This window comes from Devosia litorisediminis, from assembly GCF_018334155.1.
Taxonomy (GTDB): Bacteria; Pseudomonadota; Alphaproteobacteria; order Rhizobiales; family Devosiaceae; genus Devosia; species Devosia litorisediminis.
This window is the reverse complement of record NZ_JAGXTP010000002.1, coordinates 227,579-247,990: the sequence shown is the minus strand read 5'-3', so window position 1 is coordinate 247,990 and position 20,412 is coordinate 227,579. Positions and strand designations below refer to the sequence as shown.

General features: G+C 58.1%; 19 protein-coding genes, 1 pseudogene and 1 riboswitch. Of the genes and pseudogenes, 3 read left to right on the top strand and 17 right to left on the bottom strand.

All coding sequences use genetic code 11. The features are described from left to right. Positions 1-308 precede the first annotated feature (308 nt). From ribH to ribD, 4 genes are read right to left on the bottom strand one after another with little or no spacing between them, the layout of a single operon-like run. Positions 309-785, bottom strand: coding sequence for a 6,7-dimethyl-8-ribityllumazine synthase (gene ribH, locus KD146_RS14015; protein ID WP_212659445.1), 477 nt, complete (start codon positions 783-785; stop codon positions 309-311). Positions 786-794: 9 nt separating this feature from the next. Beyond that, positions 795-1,994: a 3,4-dihydroxy-2-butanone-4-phosphate synthase gene (ribB, locus tag KD146_RS14010; RefSeq protein ID WP_212659444.1), complete on the bottom strand. Its 1,200-nt coding sequence runs from the start codon at positions 1,992-1,994 to the stop codon at positions 795-797. Further along, positions 1,970-2,581, bottom strand: a complete 612-nt coding sequence (locus tag KD146_RS14005) for a riboflavin synthase (RefSeq protein ID WP_249327874.1) — start codon at positions 2,579-2,581, stop codon at positions 1,970-1,972. Before KD146_RS14005 ends, ribB begins: the two co-directional genes overlap by 25 nt. A gap of 16 nt (positions 2,582-2,597) precedes the next feature. Beyond that, complete coding sequence (gene ribD, locus KD146_RS14000; protein ID WP_212659442.1) at positions 2,598-3,605, bottom strand: bifunctional diaminohydroxyphosphoribosylaminopyrimidine deaminase/5-amino-6-(5-phosphoribosylamino)uracil reductase RibD; 1,008 nt, start codon at positions 3,603-3,605, stop codon at positions 2,598-2,600. 91 nt (positions 3,606-3,696) lie between these two features. Then, positions 3,697-3,846: riboswitch (FMN riboswitch) on the bottom strand. A 453-nt stretch (positions 3,847-4,299) separates the two neighbouring features. Between ribD and KD146_RS13995 the strand changes: the two genes are divergently transcribed. Further along, positions 4,300-4,488 (top strand): hypothetical protein, encoded by a 189-nt coding sequence (locus tag KD146_RS13995; RefSeq protein WP_212659441.1) that lies wholly within the window; start codon positions 4,300-4,302, stop codon positions 4,486-4,488. Between the two features lie 71 nt (positions 4,489-4,559). Here KD146_RS13995 and KD146_RS13990 read toward each other — a convergent pair whose 3' ends face one another. Continuing rightward, positions 4,560-5,345, bottom strand: a complete 786-nt coding sequence (locus tag KD146_RS13990; protein WP_212659440.1) for a site-specific integrase — start codon at positions 5,343-5,345, stop codon at positions 4,560-4,562. A 230-nt stretch (positions 5,346-5,575) separates the two neighbouring features. On the opposite strand from KD146_RS13990, the pseudogene KD146_RS13985 reads away from it, so the two are divergent. Both KD146_RS13985 and istB read left to right on the top strand, forming a co-directional pair. Further along, positions 5,576-6,208 (top strand): annotated as a pseudogene (locus KD146_RS13985) (Mu transposase domain-containing protein); the annotation flags it as partial. After that, the gene (gene istB, locus KD146_RS13980) at positions 6,198-7,010 is read left to right on the top strand and encodes an IS21-like element helper ATPase IstB (protein WP_212659439.1); all 813 of its coding nucleotides are present in this window, start codon (positions 6,198-6,200) and stop codon (positions 7,008-7,010) included. The pseudogene KD146_RS13985 and the gene istB, both read left to right, overlap by 11 nt. A gap of 345 nt (positions 7,011-7,355) precedes the next feature. On the opposite strand, the gene KD146_RS13975 is transcribed toward istB, so the two are convergent. The 12 genes from KD146_RS13975 to asnB all read right to left on the bottom strand — a co-directional run bounded on the left by KD146_RS13975 (position 7,356) and on the right by asnB (position 20,410). Then, the gene (locus KD146_RS13975) at positions 7,356-8,150 is read right to left on the bottom strand and encodes a formyltransferase family protein (protein WP_212659438.1); all 795 of its coding nucleotides are present in this window, start codon (positions 8,148-8,150) and stop codon (positions 7,356-7,358) included. Then, positions 8,147-9,076: a polysaccharide deacetylase family protein gene (locus KD146_RS13970; protein ID WP_212659437.1), complete on the bottom strand. Its 930-nt coding sequence runs from the start codon at positions 9,074-9,076 to the stop codon at positions 8,147-8,149. The genes KD146_RS13975 and KD146_RS13970 overlap by 4 nt, the downstream gene beginning before the upstream one ends. A 650-nt stretch (positions 9,077-9,726) precedes the next feature. After that, the gene (locus KD146_RS13965) at positions 9,727-11,199 is read right to left on the bottom strand and encodes an aminotransferase class I/II-fold pyridoxal phosphate-dependent enzyme (protein WP_212659436.1); all 1,473 of its coding nucleotides are present in this window, start codon (positions 11,197-11,199) and stop codon (positions 9,727-9,729) included. After that, positions 11,199-11,822: a NeuD/PglB/VioB family sugar acetyltransferase gene (locus KD146_RS13960; protein WP_212659435.1), complete on the bottom strand. Its 624-nt coding sequence runs from the start codon at positions 11,820-11,822 to the stop codon at positions 11,199-11,201. Before KD146_RS13960 ends, KD146_RS13965 begins: the two co-directional genes overlap by 1 nt. After that, positions 11,812-12,951, bottom strand: coding sequence for a UDP-N-acetylglucosamine 2-epimerase (gene neuC / locus KD146_RS13955; protein ID WP_212659434.1), 1,140 nt, complete (start codon positions 12,949-12,951; stop codon positions 11,812-11,814). The genes KD146_RS13960 and neuC overlap by 11 nt, the downstream gene beginning before the upstream one ends. Next, entirely contained in the window at positions 12,948-13,979 is a 1,032-nt protein-coding gene (gene neuB / locus KD146_RS13950) for an N-acetylneuraminate synthase (protein WP_212659433.1), read from the bottom strand. The genes neuC and neuB overlap by 4 nt, the downstream gene beginning before the upstream one ends. Beyond that, a complete protein-coding gene (locus KD146_RS13945) occupies positions 13,976-14,674 on the bottom strand; it encodes an acylneuraminate cytidylyltransferase family protein (protein ID WP_212659432.1) in 699 nt (232 codons plus the stop codon). Before KD146_RS13945 ends, neuB begins: the two co-directional genes overlap by 4 nt. 4 nt (positions 14,675-14,678) lie before the next feature. Continuing rightward, a complete protein-coding gene (gene hisH, locus KD146_RS13940; protein WP_212659431.1) occupies positions 14,679-15,335 on the bottom strand; it encodes an imidazole glycerol phosphate synthase subunit HisH in 657 nt (218 codons plus the stop codon). Further along, a complete protein-coding gene (hisF, locus tag KD146_RS13935; RefSeq protein WP_212659430.1) occupies positions 15,332-16,093 on the bottom strand; it encodes an imidazole glycerol phosphate synthase subunit HisF in 762 nt (253 codons plus the stop codon). Before hisF ends, hisH begins: the two co-directional genes overlap by 4 nt. Before the next feature lie 11 nt (positions 16,094-16,104). Beyond that, positions 16,105-17,259, bottom strand: coding sequence for an N-acetyl sugar amidotransferase (locus KD146_RS13930; RefSeq protein WP_212659429.1), 1,155 nt, complete (start codon positions 17,257-17,259; stop codon positions 16,105-16,107). 149 nt (positions 17,260-17,408) lie between these two features. Beyond that, positions 17,409-18,653 (bottom strand): UDP-N-acetylglucosamine 2-epimerase, encoded by a 1,245-nt coding sequence (locus KD146_RS13925; protein ID WP_212659428.1) that lies wholly within the window; start codon positions 18,651-18,653, stop codon positions 17,409-17,411. Further along, positions 18,650-20,410, bottom strand: coding sequence for an asparagine synthase (glutamine-hydrolyzing) (gene asnB / locus KD146_RS13920; RefSeq protein ID WP_212659427.1), 1,761 nt, complete (start codon positions 20,408-20,410; stop codon positions 18,650-18,652). Before asnB ends, KD146_RS13925 begins: the two co-directional genes overlap by 4 nt. Positions 20,411-20,412 lie beyond the last annotated feature (2 nt).

Below are 20,412 nucleotides of genomic sequence, written 5' to 3'. Positions count from 1 at the left end.
GGCAGCTGTCAGGACCTGAATGACGATAGCCGCCGTTCAGCAGAAAATCGCCCCAAGGTACAACCGTCCCCATTCCGGTCGTTCGCGGTCGGTTCTCTGCGCCGCACAACCAAGCACTCGCATATTGTCATGAGAAGCAGCGATTGGGCGAATTCGGGCTACCGGATAAGGCACGGTGGGGGGGCAGTTCGGAGCGTTTAAACGGGTGGCGTAAAGCATGTCGATGTAGCAGTCCGATCTCCGCTCCTGTTCTGGCGACGTGGGGATGGTACCGGCCGCGCCGAGCTTCAGATCATGAGGCTAGTCGGTCATCGGGCCGCACCAGAGAACTGGTTGATCGCTGCGAGGGTGTGGATCGCTTCCAGACAGGCCAGAGCCGCCTCTCGCCCCTTGTTGTGAACGTCGTCGCGACTGCGCACAGCGGCCTGTTCATCGGTGTAGGTTGTCAGAATGCCAAAGCTCAGCGGCACACCGGTGGACAAGGAAGCCGCCATCAGGCCCGAGCTGGCCGCTTGGCTGATGTATTCGAAATGGGCGGTGTCCCCCTTGATCACGCAGCCCAGGCAAATCACGCCGTCGAACTGGCCAGACTTGGCCAGGGCTTGTGCGATCAGCGGGATTTCAAAGGCGCCGGGCGCCGACAATACGTCGGTCTCGGCCAGCGCGATGCCATGTTCGGCCAGGCAGGCCCTGGCACCCCAGAGCAGGCCATCGGTCACATCTTGATTGAAACGGCTCACCACGATGGCGATCCGACTATCTTGGGAAGCAATAATATTGGTCATGGGTTACTTTCAGCTAGGATGAGTCAGCGCGTGACCGAATTTTTCACGCTTGGTATCGAGATAACGCAGGTTGAATCGGTTCGAGGCAATAATCAGGGGCTGTTGCGCCTGAACGGTGATACCATTGGCCTCTAGCGCCTCGGCCTTGGCCGGATTGTTGGTCAACAGCGTGATCGTGTCGATCTCGAGTGCCCGCAAGATTTGGGCGGCGATCGCGTAGTTGCGGGCATCGGGAGCAAAACCGAGATCGGTATTGGCTTGCACGGTGTCGCGGCCCTTGTCCTGCAGGGCATAGGCGCGGATCTTGTTGGCTAGGCCAATGCCGCGGCCTTCCTGGCCGCGCAAATAGATCAGCACACCGCCGGTGCCGCTGATCATTTGCTGCGATTGCTGCAATTGAGGGCCGCAATCGCAGCGCAGCGATCCCAAAGCATCGCCCGTCAGGCATTCGGAGTGCACCCGGACCAGCGGCACGCCGGAAATTGGTGCGTTGACCACTGCAAGGTGCTCCGCTCCATCAAGAAGACTGCGAAAGGCATAGACCCGCGCGGCAACGCCCGACAGGGACGATGGCAGATCGGCGACGGCCACCTGTTCGACCAGTTGTTCGGTCCGGTAGCGATGGGCGACAAGTTCGGCAATCGTCAGTATGGGCAGACCATGTCTGGCGGCAAAGCGCTCCAGATCAGGGCGTCGCGCCATCTCCCCGTCATCCCGCATGATCTCGCAAATTGCGGCGGCCGGCTCCAAGCCAGCAAGTCGCATCAGGTCGACCCCGCCTTCGGTATGACCGTTGCGCACGAGAACGCCACCCTCTGCCGCGCGCAGCGGAAAGACGTGTCCCGGCGAGACAATGTCTCCGGACCGGGCTTCGGGATTCACAGCAGCCAAAATCGTGCGCGACCGATCATGCGCCGATATGCCGGTGGTTATGCCCGCATGCGCCTCGATCGAAACCGTGAACGCCGTTGTCCGGCGGCCCTTATTGCTGTTCGTCATGGGCGACAGTTGCAGCCGGTCGACCTGCTGACCACTCAGCGCCAGACAGATCAGGCCCCGCCCATAGGTGGCCATGAAGTTTACAGCTTCAGGAGTCGCAAATTGCCCAGCAACAATCAGATCTCCCTCGTTTTCGCGGTCTTCGTCATCAACCAGGATCACCATTCCCCCCTGGCGAAGCTGGCTCAGGGCTTGGGATAGGGCTGACATAGGCGCTCCACATATTTGGCGATCATATCGACCTCGACATTGATTTCGTCACCCGGTCCGGTGGCGTGCAAGTTGGTGTGGTTCCACGTATGGGGAATAATGGTGATGCCGATAATGGTTTTGCCGTCTGCCGCGGCGCTGACGCTATTGAGCGTCAGACTGATCCCGTCCAATGCAATCGAGCCTTTTTGCACGCAGTAGCGGCCAAGTTCTGCGGGCAGTGCCAGTTCCAGTCTGAACGCCCCGTCCTCAGGGGTCGCAGCGATCAGTTGAGCAGTGCCATCAACGTGACCTTGTACCAGATGACCCGACAGCCTGGTTTCCAGGCGCACCGCACGCTCAAGATTGACGCTGCCGCCCACCGCAATCCGGCCAAGGCTGGTACGCGCCGTCGTTTCGGGGCTGACAAAGAACGTCGCCTCGCCCCCCGTAGCCAGGTCGGTGACGGTCAGGCAAACGCCATTGACCGCAACGCTCTCCCCCAGCGCTAGGTCATCCCAACCGGTCTGCAACACCAGCACGCGGGTCTGTCCCCGCTGGGTGATGCTGATCACCGGGGCCAATCGTTCAACTATTCCAGAAAACATCGGTTTCCTCTCAACTTTAGGTTGTCGTGGAGCGGTAGCGGATCGTGACCAGATCGTTCGCGCCGGGATCTGCGGCCTGCCGGATCAGAACGTGTTCATCCCAGTGCCCTCCGGCCAGGATGGACTGGGTCAACTCGGCCCCGGCCTCGACCAAGACCTCCAGACATCCGGCTGCGCCCAGCCGCGTCAGGGCAGTGGTGATGTCGGTCTCGATCGACACCAGGAAGCCGCGGCTCTGCGCGGCCGCGATATAGGCGGGCGCGACGCGAGCACGACGGTCAAGAATGACCAGATGACGCTGCTTGTTCTGGAAATCGGAGACACGACGGACGCTGAAATCGGGTGCATCGGCGAGGACAGTACCCGATCCCGTCAACACGGCGTCGGCCTGCTTGCGTCGGCGATGAGCGAGATCGAGCGCTGCGGGACCCGTGAATGTTTTCTGCCCTGCTGGGGGGACCATGCCGCCTTCGCGGCTGATCGCCTGCTTGAGCGTCACCCAGGGAAGTCCGGTTTGGGTGTGTTTGACAAAGGGCGCCAGCAGGCGGGCTGCCCTTCTATGAAGTTCTTCGGTCGTCCCGGTCTCAAGTTCGGCCAAGTCATGTACCGTCAGCCCTGCGCGTTGAAGATGCTCTGCGCCACCGCAGGCGACGCGTGGATTGGGGTCGCGCACGCCGATCCAGACATGGTGGGCCGGCGTTTGCAGGAGGGCCCCCGCGCAGGGCGGTGTTCGGCCCGAATGGTTGCAGGGCTCTAGGGTGACGATAATGGTGTGAATGCGGGCGAAGCTGCCATTTGATTGGCTCTGGGCAATAGCGAGCGCTTCAGCGTGAGGCTGGCCCGCTCGCTGATGTGCGGCCGCCGCCAATATTTCTCCGTCAACACCGAGCAGGACGCAGCCAACGGGCGGATTGGGCGCCGTCGCCCCTTGCCATTGCTGAGCCAGATCCAGCGCGTGAGCAAACGCCGAGGCGATTGCCTCTGCTGGCAGTGTTGAGTGTTCTTGGGTTTTTGACGTCTGCATGCCAGCCCGCACTTTCTCAAGAGAAAGACGCAGCGCAGGGCAATGACAGCAATTCCCCGTCTCCGGAGTGCGGAAACGTGGTTCGCCTGTCATGTGTTCTCTACCATCCGGACTATACCGTCGGCCTCGGAGTCAAACCGAGTCTGCTGACCTTGCCTCGACTGAAGCAAGCGCTCGCGGGCTGATGCGCCAAAGCGCAAACACCGCCGGTGGGGAATTGCACCCCGCCCTGAGAACGTCTGTCAGACCGGTTTGGTCTGACGACGGCGATATAGGCGGCAAAACCGGTTCACGCAAGTCACGTCCAGTTTAGCTGAAGCAAGGTAATCCTCCCATGGCGGCGAACATCCCGACCGTCGGCGGGCGCAAAAACTCGCCAACGGCCTAGCGAATTGCTGCAGACCTCCGGGTCCAGCGGATAGGTATCCAGGCGCCACCCCGACAATATCGACTTGCGCTATCGTGCGGGGCTTCTGAAGTCGGTTCAGTCTTTCGCGCCAACGACGCAACGCTAGGGCGCATGGAGCGTTGTCGTCAGAAGACGTCGGCAACGGTCGGGTGTTTGAATCCTCACACGCCTCCAAGGATCATGGCGATGTCCGTGCCTCTCTAAGCCGTAGTGATCAATTGCAGCCTTAAGCCTGAGCCGGGTGCCTCCCACACTGGATCTGTGTTGCAGGCCGTTGAGAACATTATGGGCAAGAATGCGGTAGACGTGGTCCACATCCACGCCGCTGCCCGACAAATCGCGTTTGGGATTTATCCCGACATGACAGAGCACGGCGCCAAGATTGATGACTGGCCCGATATCTGGAAGCAGATCGACGCCGCGGACACACTCTGTCGGTTGTTTTGTTCAGAAGTGGCGCGCCAGTCAGAATAGAACTGCGAACTCTTATGTGATTGAAATCAAGAGGTAAATTTCCACGATTAGCTTTCAAGAACGCAGACCCGCTAGAGGAACGCACCACCAGGATGATCCAGAAACAGATTTGCGCGTCGCACGTACTCTCGTACGTGCCTTGGATCGACATGTCTCGAATGATCCATGATACGATCCGAGCTGACTCCAGCTTCTGCAGCGCTTGTAATGAAGCCTGCTCTCAATGAGTGCGCACCGTATCGCGCCGGGTCGATACCGGCCTTTTCTAAGTAGGCCTTTAAGACGCGCGAAACCAGCAGAGGTTCAACCGTCCGGGCTAATACCCTGTTACGGTAAACGGGGCGAAATACCGCCCCTTTTGTAATGTTCGCGGCATCCAACCAATCTCTCAGCGCAGATACGACCTCAAGCGCCCGTCCGTTGGGCACGCCAACATAGGCGCCTCGACCTTGAACATCGGTCTTCGACTTCCTTATGCAAATCGTCACGCCCTGTTCCGAAAGCGTCATGTCCTCAAAACGGAGTGCAGCCACTTCCGATCGCCGTAACGCTCCTGCAAAACATAAGGAAAGCATCGCGCGATCGCGACGCCCTTTCAGTGTGTCTGGAACGTGCTGCAGAACAATTCTGAAATCGGCAACCACTACCGGCAACTTCTGATCAACAAGGCTCCCTCGCAAACGCATAGCTCCTCGCAGAACCGCCCTGACAAGGTAACTGTCCGTGGGGGTGCAATACCCGTTGCTATTATGCAAATGTGCAATGGCGCAGGCGTGGATCTTTGCTGAAGAACCTCGTTTGCCTGCGGCGATGAGCGATGCGATGTATTCAGCCACCACCTCAGCTGTGGCGGGCAATGCGTTGAACCTGTTCTTAGTGCACCAGAGGCGAAAAAGCCGAATGGCGCTCCCATAAGTGCGGTGCGTATTTTCGGCGAGACTAGCCTCCAGGAGTGACTGTACTCTCTCAGACAGCTTGCCAGTCTGAACCAACTTCTTCCTTCCGCCAGCCACGTACCAAGCCCCGCTACAACGCATTATGGACGGCAGCCTACGTCAAAAGTTGCGGCCGCTGAAGCGCATTAGCCCCAACCCTGATGCCGGCACCACGCCCGTTCGACGGCTTTGTCGAATACACCAAGCGGGTCACGCCCACCTGCCTGGTGCATCTGGACCGCAATCGCTACAGCGTGCCCGCCTCCTTTGCCAATCGACCCGTCAGCCTCAGGGTTTATCCTGACCGGATCGTGGTTGCCGCACAAGGCGGTGTCGTCTGCGAGCACCATCGGATCAGTGACCGATCTCATAATCAGCCGGGCCGGACCGTCTATGACTGGCGCCACTATCTGGCTGTCGTGCAGCGCAAACCCGGTGCGCTGCGCAATGGGACACCTTTTGCCGAACTGCCTCCGGCATTCAAAACGCTGCAGCAGCATCTGCTGAAGAAGCCGGGCGGTGATAGGGAGATGGTCGAGATCCTCGCCCTGGTCCTGCAGCACGATGAGGATGCCGTGCTCCTGGCGGTCGAGATGGCGCTTGAGGCGGGCGTCCCCACCAAAACCCATGTGTTGAACCTGCTGCACCGCCTGGTGGACGGCAAGGCCATCACGCCGCCAACCATCAATGCCCCGCAAGCACTGGCTCTGACCAATGAGCCCAAGGCCAATGTAGAGCGCTACGACGCCCTGCGCACAGCCTCGGAGGCCCGCCATGCGTCATAATCCTGCCGCCGGTGCGATCATCATCATGCTCAAGAGCCTCAAGATGCATGGCATGGCTCAGGCGGTCGACGAACTGACCGAACAGGGAGCACCTGCCTTCGAGGCTGCCATCCCCATCCTGTCTCAGCTGCTCAAGGCCGAGACGGCAGAGCGGGAAGTGCGCTCGACGGCCTATCAGCTCAAGGTGGCGCGCTTTCCAGCCTATCGCGACCTCAATGGCTTCGACTTCTCGAGCAGTGATGTCAACGAGGCTTTGGTGCGCCAGCTCCATCGCTGCGACTTCCTCCAGGACGCCAACAATATCGTTCTGGTCGGCGGTCCGGGCACCGGGAAGACCCATATCGCCACAGCCATCGGGGTCCAGGCCATCGAGCATCACCACAAGCGCGTCCGCTTCTTCTCAACCGTGGAATTGGTCAATGCGCTTGAGGAGAAGAGAATGCAGGGGCGAGCCGGTCAGATTGCCGGTCGGCTCGCCTATGCCGACCTCGTCATCCTTGATGAGATGGGATACCTGCCGTTCAGCGCCTCGGGCGGCGCCTTGCTCTTCCACCTGCTCAGCAGGCTCTACGAGCACACCAGCGTCATTATCACCACGAACCTGAGCTTCAGCGAATGGGCCAGTGTCTTCGGTGATGCCAAGATGACCACCGCGCTGCTCGATCGGCTCACCCATCATTGCCACATCCTCGAAACCGGAAACGACAGCTACCGTTTCAAGAACAGCTCGGCGCACACACCCTCAAAACCGAAAGAGAAAACCAGCCCCTTGACCGCAACATCCGACACAAACCACAACTGATAGGCGGGTCACTTCTCAATGGAAAACCCGGGGCACTTCTCGGCGGAAATCAACAGCGAGACCCCATTTCGCCGAGCCACCGCCGAGACGTTCACGTCTGGCGCCAGCGCCACCCCTACGACCCGCGCTTTTCTCCAGCAACTGGAAACTTCTATCACTGGGCATATGCCCAGACATAGGAACGCACACCGTCATAAACCCACGGTGCCAACACCCAGTCGGCCTCCTAAAGTCAGACGGGACAGCCTACGCGTCTTACGGTTTCCCGTCAGCGCCCCATGGACCAGACGCAGCATCCGTGCAAAATCGACACCCATGACTTGGTAGCCGCTGATAAGCCACCTGCTATTGCTGGTAGAGGCTGATAAAGTCTCGTGGCGGAGCCTTGGCCATCGCTTCGCCGACCCATCCGGCGTCAAGCTGGCGTGCTAGGTACTCCGCGGCAATCTCATCGGTAAATTGAGAATTTCTTGTATAGCGGATTTCCGCTGTACGATCTTGGGCGACTTCGGAGTAGCTCGCCAGACTCCCATTCGACAAGCGTTCCACCAAGCTGTCGTGTGCTGCCTCGACCGCCCGCATCCCCAGCAGGAAGGGATCGGTGGCCACCTGGGCCGGGCGCACGTGGAAGAGCATCGCCCCACTGTCCAATCCACGACTGATCATGTGGATCGTCGCACCGACGAGATCGGGGTTGCCATCATAGAGCGCCCAGAAATTGCATGAACTGCCGCGATAGTAGGGCGACATCCCCATGTGAATGTTGATTGCACGGCGGGCAATCAACTGATCGACCAGTGGCCCCCTTATGTAACTGGCACCGAAGACGATGATGGCATCAACATCCAGTGCTGGCGTTAGCATATCAAGGCTCGCCAAGGAGATATCCTCCATAAGGAAAGACAACTGGCTAACATTTCCGGGCAGGAAGCGCGGGGTACCGAACACTGTTTGTTCGGCTTCAATGACGCGGCCGAAATAGTCCTGCATGACCGGCGACTTGCGATAATAACCCTCCACCCGCCCCGGAAAGACTGTTGAACACTCCTGAACCAGGTACACATGATCAGCTACGCTCGAGATCTTCTCTGCGAGCGAGACGTGCCGAGCGCTGTTCGACGTGAATATCGAGACCTTCATTTACGAATTGCACTCATTATGTTCGCGTGATCTTCTCTAGGCTGTTCCAGCAGCGACGCATCGGGGCCTAGCATCATATTATCGCGGAACCCGATCTTGACGCCAAGGTCGGCCAGCAGGTTCAGCGTGTCGAGATTATAGCTGTTCAACGGATGCGACATGGTCCGAGGCGCTTCCCCCAACAGGGCTGACAGGTGCTCCATATTGGCCACATATTCGCTGCGCTGCTCCTCGGCGCTGAGGCTGGCCAAGGATGTGGGATGCGTGTGCGAGTGCAGCCCTATCACGTGGCCTTCCTCATGCAGGAGACTGACGTCCTGCGGGCTCAACCACAGTGATCTTGAAGCAGCGGTGGAGTCGTAGGCGGCGTCGGCTTCTATCATTCCATCGATGACGCTGAAATATCTGTCGCGCCCCAGTACAACGTCCCGCACGTATCGGAACATCCTGTCGCTTCTCGAGTAGAATGAGTAGTTCGACAGATACCCGATAGAATCGAAGTCTTCGACCATGTCCCGGACTTCACTTGCATATTCCGATTTATTGAGAATACGAAAGAAAGCCGCGTAGAATTCTTCTACATCTTGGAAGCGCACAGTCCTGTAGTGCCTGAACAGTTCCGTACGCTCCACTTTACCTTCGAAAACCACGGAATAGACAAAGAAGAACGCCTTTAGGTTATAGGCGTCAAAGACAGGCTTGGCGACGTCCATCTGGCAGCGAAGGGCGTCATCCAGTGTGATGCATCGATGATACGGTTCAAGGCGCCCGGCGAGCGAACGTTCTATCCAGTCGTCCGGGGCCAACACATTGCGTGGCCCCAGATACTCGATAATGTCTGCCAGGTCATCGGCAGAAATCGTGCCTTGCCCCTGTGGATGCGCCCCTCCATGAAAATGGTGAAGCATTAAGCCAAAACTGAACATCGTGACTCACTTTGCAACCACTGCAGAGCTGCCCACAAATGCAACACTGTAGATATGATCATGCATCGAACATGTAGGCCGGACCCATGGTACTCGCTATGTCGAGCAGGCGTTTCGCTACCATGAAATCCCAACCGTGACAATGCTTACCCGACATCTCTCGTGTGTGGGCGTACACTGGAAAAGCGGCGAGTTCCCAATGATGGAACAAGAGACTTCACGACACTAGTAAGTCGAACTTGAAGCCGAGGCCGTTCGGCTGACGAGACCAGCGGCCGCACGTAGCGCAAGGTCGCCAACGGTCTGTAGATTGGTCTGTAGGCGCTGGTTTGCTTGATTGATCGCACCCTGGGACCGGCTGACTGACGAGCCGCCCAAGTGGTACGTCCAGCATGTAGTAGCCGGGTTGAAACGGCTTCCAAAAGAACGGGATTGTTCAGCAGACGAACAACAATCGTAAGCGGAGAGTCTAAATGCCAAACGCTGGCGTCGAGTCTGACCTGAGCCCCAAGTTCCCTCCGATTTTGAGGAGAGTCCTTGGGTTGATTGACCTGCGCCCACTCATCATCAGTCAGATCGCCCCGAGCCAAAACTGCCTCCTCTGAAAGGAAGCCTCGATCAGTCAGGCAGCGATTTGGGAATCCCTTTTGTCAACACAGCCTAGAGTACGCGCGAAGACGCTCGATAACTCGCAGAACTTGGCCCTCGGTCATGTTTGAACCAGAGGGCAGGCATATCCCCCGTGCGAAAAGGTCGTCAGAAACCGACGCGTTGCCATGCTCATAATAATCGCAAGCCGAAAAAACTGGCTGCATATGCATGGGCTTCCAAACCGGGCGCGCCTCGATCAGGTCTGCGGCAAGGGCAGCGATGACATCCGAATTGCTGATACGTGCACAATCCTTGGCTATTGTGCAGACTGAGAGCCAGTGGGTCGAAACACTCCACTCTGGCTCCGGCATCCATTCAAGCCAGCCGAGGTCGCTGAGCTCCGATTTGTAAAGATCAAATACGGCCCGGCGGGCGGCAACCCGTTCGCCCAGTACACGGAGCTGACCACGACCAACGCCGGCAAGGATATTGCTCATGCGGTAGTTGTACCCGATGACCGTATGCTCGTAGTGCGGCGCTGGGTCACGCGCCTGGGTAGCCAGGAATCGGGCACGGTCCGCAAGTGCCTTGTCTTCGGTTACCAGCAAGCCGCCGCCGGACGTCGTGATAATCTTGTTCCCGTTGAAAGAATAGATGCCCAGCTTGCCAAAGGTGCCCGAAGACTTGCCTTTATAGGTGGCGCCAAGTGACTCAGCGGCGTCCTCGATAACTGGCACACCATAATGGTCGCACAGCTCCAACAGCGGGTCCATGTCGGCACTCTGGCCATAAAGAGAGACGATGATCACGGCCTTCGGCAGGCGATTGGCCCGAGTTGCAGCCGCCAGCGCCCGCTCAAGCGCGACAGGCGACATGTTCCAGCTGTCGGGTTCGGAATCAATCAAGACTGGTTCTGCACCCTGATAGACAATGGGGTTGACGCTTGCGGCAAAAGTCAGCGACGAGCAAAACACGGCGTCGCCGTGGCCAACGCCGAGCAGGATCAGCGCAATGTGTATGGCGGCTGTGCCTGAGCTCAAAGCTACTGCATGGCTAGCGCCCACCGCGTCGGCCATTTCACCCTCGAAGGCGTCGACGTTGGGACCGAGTGGGGCAATCCAGTTGGTTCGGAACGCCTCACCGACAAAATCGAGTTCGGCGCTTCCCATATGAGGCGTAGAGAGCAGTATCTGTTCGTCGATCTCGGCCCGAAGTACTAGGTCCACGGCGCGCCCAGATGCGTCGACTACAGGCACCTGATTGATGCCGTGCTTCTGCATCTTTTCGAGGGCCTGGCGGCGCGTGAACCCAGGGGCCAAGGTAACCGATTCGGCGTGCGCCAGTTCTGCTAGCTGGTCGTCAAGGCTGGCCCCCTGCAGCATCATTCGGCGAAGATCGCCATCGGTGATGGTCCGTTCGAAGCGACCGGACTCGTCATTGAGCAGGATGACCCCCTGCGCAGTACGATCGAGCTGCGCGAGAGCCTCACGCAGAGTAGCGTGACGCAGGATGCTCAATTCCAAGATTTCCATCAGGCATTCTTTCTTATCTCGCGGCCTGGCACGCCGACCACTGTTGCCCCAGCCGATACATCGGCCAGCACCACCGCGCCAGCACCAATCGTGGCTCCATTTCCGATCGTGACATTAGGCATTACCGTGGCGCCCGCCCCCACAAGGACGCCACTTCCGACCTTTACACCCCCGCCCAGAACGGATCCTGGCGCAATGTGACTGAATTCACCCACAGAAACATCATGGTCCACGATGGCGCGGTGGTTGACGATGCTCCCCTCTCCAATGCGGCTCCGCGGCGCAAGGATGGCACCCGCCGCCACAAAGCTCCCCGCCCCGGCAGCCGATGTGGCCGCAATGATCGCCTGAGGGTGAATTATCGTCGTCGAGACTGCGCCTCTGCCGGAGAACTGCCGCTGGAGTCGCGACCGAACTGCATTGTTGCCGATAGCCACATGAATCCGGCCAAGCACAATGCCCTCGTCGAGAAGCTGGACCACACAACCCAGCACGTCATGTCCCGCCTGGTAGCGATCTTGGGAGAAAACGACCAGCCTCCCCTCCCCGGAGAGCATAGCAGCATCGGCCACGACGGCTGCATGTCCACCCGCACCGATCAATTGCAGGCTGTCAGTAGGCATTGAACTTGTTCATAAGCTGGCCCGAGAGGTCGAGCGATTCTAGGATGGACACGAGTCGACCACCGGCGTTGCCATCACCGTAAATGTTGCCGGGATGCAGGCGCCCCATCTGCTGTGCCAAGGCAAGGCCACGAGCAATTGCGCTTTCTTCGGCGGCGACGTCGATCACATTGCGGTTTCGTTGGCGCAGGTGCTGGCGCGAGCCGATATTGACTACCGGGGTGCCAAAAGAGGCTGCCTCGATGATACCGCTGCTCGAATTGCCGATTAGAACGTCCACATGCTTGAGGAGCGATACGAACTGGTCGCGCCGAAGGTGGGTCAGAAGTAGAATATCACCTTGTCCAGACCGGCGCTCCAAGGCCCCAAGAACCTTTGCGCTACCGGCATCCGAGTTTGGCTTGAGTGCGAGCACCGCAAAGTTCTCGGCAAGCAGGGATCGGATTACTGCATCAACCTGTTCGCCGGCCTCATCGGCCTCCTGCAATACGGGGTGATAGAGCAAGAGGGCTGTTTGTTTGCCTTGCTCGAGTCCGAGTTCTGCAAACAGCGCCTTCTTTTCGTAGGAGGCCAACTCGGTCAGCCCGTCGAGACCAGGCGCACCGATGATATGCACGGTCTCTGGCGTCTCGCCCATCTTGACGAGCCGCTCGGCGCTCTCTTCCGTCGCAACGAGATGGATATGCGAGAGCTTGGAGATCGCATGGCGTACCGGTTCGTCTATGGTGCCGGAGCGTTCACCCCCATGCACGTGGACGACCGGTATCGACATGTGGCCGCCAGCAATTGCCGCGGCCAACATTTCCCCTCGGTCGCCCAAAATCAGAACGAGATCCGGGACTATTTCCGCGAAGGCATTGACGAAGCCACTGAGCATGGTGGCGATGTTGCGAGCCGTGTCGGCGCCCTGCGACTGGACATGACTCACCGGCACTCGCGCTACGACAGGCAGGCCGGCATCCTCGATCTCCTTGGCGGTATCCCCGTAGCGCTCGTCCAGATGCATGCCGGTCACCACAATCCCCAGTTCCAGAACTGAGCTGGCATGTATGGCCTTCAGGGTCGACTGCATCAGGCCGAAATCTGCCCGCGTACCCGTCACGTATACGACCTTGCGTCGCTCGCTCATTGCAGGTCGGCCCAGTCCAGCGTCTTGCCGGCCGCGATGTCATGGGCCGCCTTGCGGCCGACAACGGACTGGAAGTCCTTGGGCGGTATGCCTGTCCCGGGACGCATCAGGGTCAGGTCCGATGGCTCGATCACTATGCCAGCAGCGACCGGACGAACCGTGGTAACGCTCCGCCGGACCAGTGCACGTACCGGAACCTCGGAGGCAGTCGGCGCCTTGACGCCGTCGCCCAGGGCTCCTTCCACGGCTCTTATCGCGTCAACCATGGCTTTGAGCTCTTCGGGATCAAGCGAGGCGGCATGATCAGGTCCGGGCATGTTCTTGTCGAGAGTAAAGTGCTTTTCTATGACGCATGCGCCCATGGCAACCGCCGCAGTCGATACAGCAATACCCAATGTATGATCGGAGTAGCCCACAGGCATCCCGGTGGCTTTACCCATGGTGAGCATGGCGTTAAGATTCACGTCTTCAACGGCAGCCGGATAATTCGAGGTGCAGTGCAGCACGGAGACCATGTCCTCTAAGGCGCCAGACAAGCCCCGAGCCTCCCGCTCTGCTGCGATGACCGCTATCGCTTCCTCGACTTCGGCTAGGTCGGCCATACCGGTCGAGACAATGAGCGGCAAGTTCTTGCGTGCCATGTACCGCAAGAAGTGATGGTTGGTAACCTCGCCAGAGGGCACCTTGATGCGTCTAATTCCCAAGGCAACCAAGAGATCGAGCGATTCCTCATCAAAGGCGGTCGACATAAACTCAATGCCCAACTCGCTCGACAGTGCCGCCAACTCCTTGTGTAGGGTCTCGGACATCTCAAGCGCCTTAAGCATATCATACTGGTCGCCGTCACCCGTAGCACGCTTCTGGTACTCTGCTTTGGCGGCCCCCTTGGCCGTCAGCTTATCGGCTGAAAAGGTCTGGAACTTGACCGCATCCGCCCCACTTTCCGCCGCCACTTCGACCAGCCGCCGCGCCAGTGCTGCGTCACCATTGTGATTGACCCCGGCTTCGGCAATGATGAATGTGCTCATGGTTCAATTCCATATCTGTTGGCGATGGTTTCGGCGACAATCCAATCCAGTTCATCGTCGATGTCGATCGTCTCGAACGGCTCGTCGCAGAGAACTCCGGCGGTTCTCTCCGGGAAGAACGTCTGGTGGCTCTTCAGCACGGATGTGCGCGCTAAGTAAAGATTGCCAGCTACCGCCACGACCGTGGGCAGGTCCTGGCTGCGCTGCTTCAGAGTCTCACGATCGTGAAGCGGTGCGAGTGCACCCGAGCCAAATGTGAAGGTGTGAAATGGGTGCGTACGCACCGGAGAGACGCCGATCACAGCATCCAAGTCTGGGTCTTCGAGCAGCGCAAAGGCCTCGTCCCAACGTCTGGTCAGACGCATGGGCGATGTCGGCTGAAGCAGCGCAACCGTGTCGTAGCGACGACCTTCGGAGGCCTCGTGCGTCAGCACATCAAGAACGACCGATATGGTCGCCGCGGTATCAGTCGCAAGATGAACCGGACGCAGGCGCGTGACTTCGGTCCCAGCGGCAGCACTCACCGCGGCAATTTCGTTTGAGTCCGTGGAAACTGCGACTCGGTCAAACCCCGGATAAGCCTGCGCAAACCGAATCGACCAGGCGATCAGGGGAGTGCCGGCAAAGGGCCTGACGTTCTTGCCTGGCAATCTCTTGGAACCGCCCCTCGCGGGTATGATAGCCAGCGTCGACATGCCTTCAGGAGTCCATAAACCGCCGTAGCATTTCAATGCCCAAGGCGCCACTGCGTTCTGGGTGGAATTGGGTGGCCGTCAGGTTGTCGCGCTTGATAGCGGCACTGAGTTGGTGACCACCATAAATGAAGTCGGCAAGGCGGTCCGCAGGGTTAGCGGGCACGGCGGCGAAGGAATGAACGAAATAGACCGCAGCTCTGCCCGGCTCAGTGCTCTTCAGCATCGTGTCTTGCCAGCTGCGATTGGTCTCACGTGGCTGCACGAGCTGGTTCCAGCCGATATGTGGCACGCGCTGGGCCTGACCCTCAAGGCTTCGAGAGGGCACAGCCCTGATCCAGCCGTCGATGATGCCCAAGCCAGCCGCTGGGCCGAATTCGTCGCTGCCTTCGAAAAGGATCTGCATGCCGACGCAAATGCCCAGCATGGGGCGGCCCGTCTCGACGAAGCGTCGGATGGCGTCGTCATGCCCACGTGTCCGCACTTCCTTCATGCTGTCCGAAAAGGCGCCAACGCCTGGCACCACTAGCCGCTCAGCGGACAGGGCATCGCGCGGATCTTCGGTCACGGTCAGTTCAGCACCGGCATATTCGAAAGCGCGCGCAACATTGAGCATGTTGCACATGCCATAGTCGAGCAACGTCACCTTCTTGGAAGTAATCATATGTCGCGCACCTCGAGTTTGGCGTCGAGCGCTGCAGCCCGAATATCCGCCAAGGACATGCGCCCGTAGTGGAGAACATCGGCCATGGCAACGCCATCTGCCCCGCCTTCTTGGGCCGCTTCCAGAAAATGTCCGATTGTACCCATGCCGCCGCTCGCAATGACGGGTATGCTAACGGCGGAGCGGACTTGCTGAATCAGGTCGATGTCAAACCCCTTGCGCGTGCCCTCGCGATCTACGGCGGTGACCATCAGTTCGCCGGCGCCCATTTCGGCGCCACGCTTGGCCCATTCGATCACGTCGAGCCCAGTGCGCTCCCGGCCATTGTCCGTATAGGCTTCCCACTTGCCAGGAGCGATCTGTTTTGCCTCGATTGACAGAACCATGGCCTGTGACCCGAAGCGTCGGGCCACTTCGGATATCAGCTCGGGCCGGGCAATAGCCGCCGTGTTGATGGCAACTTTGTCGGCGCCCGATCGCAAGATGTGCCGCACGTCATCTACAGACCGAATGCCTCCGCCGACCGTGATCGGAATGAAGACCTGATCCGCGGCACGCGAGATGATGTCCGACAAATTGTTTCGGCCATATAGGCTGGCAACAATATCCATATAGATTAGCTCGTCCGCGCCGGCGTGATAATAGCGAATGGCATACTCTTGCGGGTCGCCGATGACACGGAGACCTTCCAATTGAACACTCTTAATTAGGTTTTGTCCCTTGATGTCCAGTCTAGGGATGATACGCAGATTGCTCATCGATTATTGGTTCAGTTCTCGGCCCAGATGGGATGCCGCAACTGCCAACCGTTCCCTTGCTTTGTCCAAATGTGGTCCGCGCGCCAAGAATCGATGACCGCGTTGAAATCTTCCTCTGTGATTGAACAGTACTCGAGGAACTCAAAGAGGTATTTCCTTGGAAACTCGCCATCGTAGCGGCGAACCAACGCAATTCCCTCCTCCCGGTTGATCTTGTTGTCCCGAATTTCATGAGCTGTATCGGACGTTGTGCGGCCAATGCCGAACTTTATATAGGCGAGATAGTAATGAAAGCCGTCGATCCGATCATCGAGACTGGCATATTTGGAATAGGTGCCCTCAGACCGCTCGGTATTTGGAGTGAACCCAGCGTGCTCCTGACAATAGTAGAAATTTTCTTGTGGATCCCAAAATTTGTAGTAACCAAAGAACTGAATGGATGTCTCATTACGCAGAATATCTTCGTAGCGCGGTACCATGAAAGGCCGAAGATCGGCCAGGCTGACACCGTGCTCGGCCCAAAACTCGGGCGGGAGACCCGAGAAATAGTGCTTGTCATGGTCTTGTATGTCCCGGTCAGGCCGGAACGCGTTCTTCATGTCTCCGCCATATTCAACTTCACCGTTCTCCCCGTACATGATCAGAGAGACATTGTGCTTGATGGCCATGTGCATGGGAAAGTTTGTCTGACCATAGATGAACGGCTGGAACGGGTCGCCCAGATGCTTGAAGGCCAACTCGGTCAGTCGGCGCGTGACGCGGCCATTTGGGGTACCCAATATGTTATCGAAACCCGACCGAATAAATGCATCCAGGTTCTTGCGACCGATTTCGGTGGCGAGCAACGGTGCCCAAGTCACAGTCAATGGATTCATACCATATTTGTACTTGAGCTGGTGAGCTACGAAACTGCCATCCTTACCACCGCTGCATGGCACAATAACGTCATACTCACCGTTTTTCTTGCGGTACTTCTCGCATGTCGCGAGCAATTCTTGCTCTCGCTGATCCCAGTCGATCTGTGTTCGTTTATATTCAGCATAGTTGCACGCTGAGCAAACACCATTCTCATCGAAGGTGATGCGCGGGCGCTGGTTAGACACCGTGCACTTTCTGCAGAATTTCACTACCGAAGGCAGGCCGTATTTCGTTGCCACGTCATGCATAATTTAGGTTCCTCGCTTGGGACGAAATCTGGCCTAGGGATCCACCGACCGAGCGCGCGTTTGCGTCGTCGACTGCGATTCGTATCGCCCTGGTAACTCAGACGATGCACCTGTGCCCCTTAGCACCAATGCCTGGAAAAATTCTACTGTCATGATGGCATTTTGCCTAAGTGAGTTAGAATGATACCGGAAACGGTCGCACAGGCGTTTGGAATGCCATGTTTGGCATCTGCGGGTAAATCCTCTTTCGCTAGAAGCTGCTCAACCAAGGGTTCGAGCTGCTCCAAACATGTGACACCGGTCCCGATCCCCATTTTTGAAAGTGGGGTGTCAGCTGTGAAAACGGACATGTCTACACAGATCACCGACTTTCCAGCCAAATGTGCTTCCAACCCGACTGTGGAGGTAAGAACCACCACTAAGTCCGACGAATGTATCAGTGCGTGCAAATTTTCGTCGCGCGAGCTGAGATGGACGTTACGCGCAGGCTCAAATTCGACAAATTCACTGGGATGGTACCTGACAACGAGGTGCCAATCCGGATGAAACGATAGCATCTTGCGCAAAGTTCGTTCGATCCGCCTAGGCAATTGTGGATCGCCGACAGCACCAGTAACGCGATGCTTTTCAGGCTCAATGTTTGAAGCCCAAAGTATGACCTTGCTCTGCGCAGCAATGCCCCTCGTCTGCCGAATTTCCTTGGCTAGAACTATGGAGTGCTGACTATTCACCGCGTCAAACGCAGGATTGCCAGTCACAGTCACGCTATCTGGCGCACCCCCATTTCTGATCACGTAGTCACGGACTTGATCATTCAGCACACAAAGAATGTCGGCGTAACCGGGTTTTGCGATCCACTCGACCTCCTGAATGGGGAAGAGATCGACCAAGCAAACCCTCGGAATTCCCAATTTGCGCGCCGAGATGAACAGAGCCTTTTCGGCGCGGGGAGAACTGGTGGCGACTACCAACCTCGGCTGGAGCTGTCTAAGCAGCGCCTCCATGGTCTGCACCGGAAGAAATCCTTGCCGCCCATGTTTAGCATAGTGTTCCCGAGCATGTGTCTCGCCCCACAAGGTGACGTGATCGCGAAAATTGAGTCCGTGATAGGCGACACTCTCATGGTATGCTACGGGTGATCCGGGCACATTCGGCCCCGCCAGTTCGCGGCCCCATGCCTGAACGTCGTCGCTATTTGCCCCTTCGAGTTCGGCAAATCCAAAATAGTCCAGGCCATGGCTTTCGAGATCGACTTGGGCCAGGCTGAGGCCGAGGAAGCCCACTGAAATGCCTTCGCGTGCAAGAGCCTGCGCTACCGGGCGCAGCGCAGCTACATGCCCGCCACCATAGGACGCGAACAGCACATCAATCTGGCCCTCTGGCAGCTTTCTCATGCGCTAAATGCCTTAGCCCAGTGCTCGATGGCGATCAGTGCGCGGATTTCGCGCGTGTTGTTCTGCGACCCTTGGATATGGTTCTCCAGCAGTGCTGAAACTTCATCTGTGAACAGACCGGTGCGGCGCCCGAAGGATTGCTCACCCAGCATTTGCCGGCAATATTCGCGCAACTCGCTACGGAACCAGCCACCGACCGGCACTGTGAACATCTGCTTCTTGCGATAGGCAAGGTTTTGCCCGATCATCGGGGATACGGCCTTCTTCAGGATATATTTTGTCACACCGTCGCGCAGCTTCATGTTACCCGGCATCCGGAAGGCCAGTTCCATCATCCGATAATCCAGGAAGGGCGTGCGCGCCTCAAGCGAAACCGCCATACCCATGCGATCAGGTTTGACAAGGTTGTTGCCAGAGAGCAGCAGTTCCATGTCGATATAGAGCGCCCGATTGATGCGATCCCAGTGCGGGACGCGATCAAAGAGCTCGGATACAAGAGCAAAGGAGTTCGGCCTTTGCGTGCGGGCATTTCCAAGGAGCCGTGCCTTCTGCTCATCCTGGAAGAGGCTGATGTTACGATAGTAGGCGGTGCGAAATGCGGCCTCATCGAGCTCGTCGACGGCAGGCGTAAAGAAGTCCTTATACTTATCGTATCCGGCAAATAATTCGTCACCGCCGTCTCCGGTGAGCACCATCTTGACGTGCTTGGCGGCCATTTCTGAGACTTTGAAAGTTGGCAGGAAAGACACATCGCCATGAGGTTGGTCGCAGTGATAGGTCGCCATAGGCCAGAGATCGAGCATGTTGGGTGAGACCCTTTGCGACGAATGCTCGGTGCCAAACATGTCTGCCGCTTCCTGAGCAAAAGCGGTCTCGTCGTAGCGTGGATCGTCGAATCCGATGGAGAAAGTCTTCACCGGGCTGGCCATGTGTCGGGACATTAGGCCGACGACCGTAGATGAATCCACGCCGCCTGAGAGGAAGGCACCAAAGGGCACATCAGCGCGCAGCCTTATGCGCACCGCATCCTCCAGCGTTGCATTGATCTCTTCGATCCAGGCCGCCTCGCTCTGGTCTACCGGTTCGACCGACGCCAAGTCCCACCAACGGCGCAGTTGGGTCCCGGTCCGGTCAATCTTTAGCCAGTGGCCGGGCAACACATGGCGGACCCCACTGAACATGGTGAATGGGCGCGGCACGTAGTTGTAGGTTAGGAAGTGATGCAGCGCCTCCTCGTCCATCTGCAGGCTGCCGGTGGCGGCAAGGATGGCCTTGATTTCTGAGGCAAACACCGCTCGGTCGCCATCGTCGAAAATGTAGAGCGGCTTTACGCCAATGCGGTCCCGGATGAGATAGACGCTCTGCGTGCGACGGTCGAATATAGCGATCGCGAACATGCCGTTGAGGCGCTGCACGAAATCGATACCGTCACGTTCATAGAGGCGCAGCAGCACTTCGGTATCCGAGTGGGTCCGGCAGGCAAATCGCGAGCCTTTTAGTTCTGCGGCCAGTTCGACGTGGTTGAATATCTCGCCATTCTGAACGACGACGATATTGCCGTCGTCGGAGACAAATGGCTGGCTCCCCCCGTCAACATCAATGATCGACAGGCGCTGGTTGCCCAATGCAATGCCCGGTTCGGCGAAGACGCCTTGCTCGTCGGGACCGCGATGCCGAATGGCACTGGCCATGGCCGCAAGGGTCCGCTCGGACAGCCCCCGTCCCTGCCGGTCAAAATAGCCGAATATGCCGCACATCG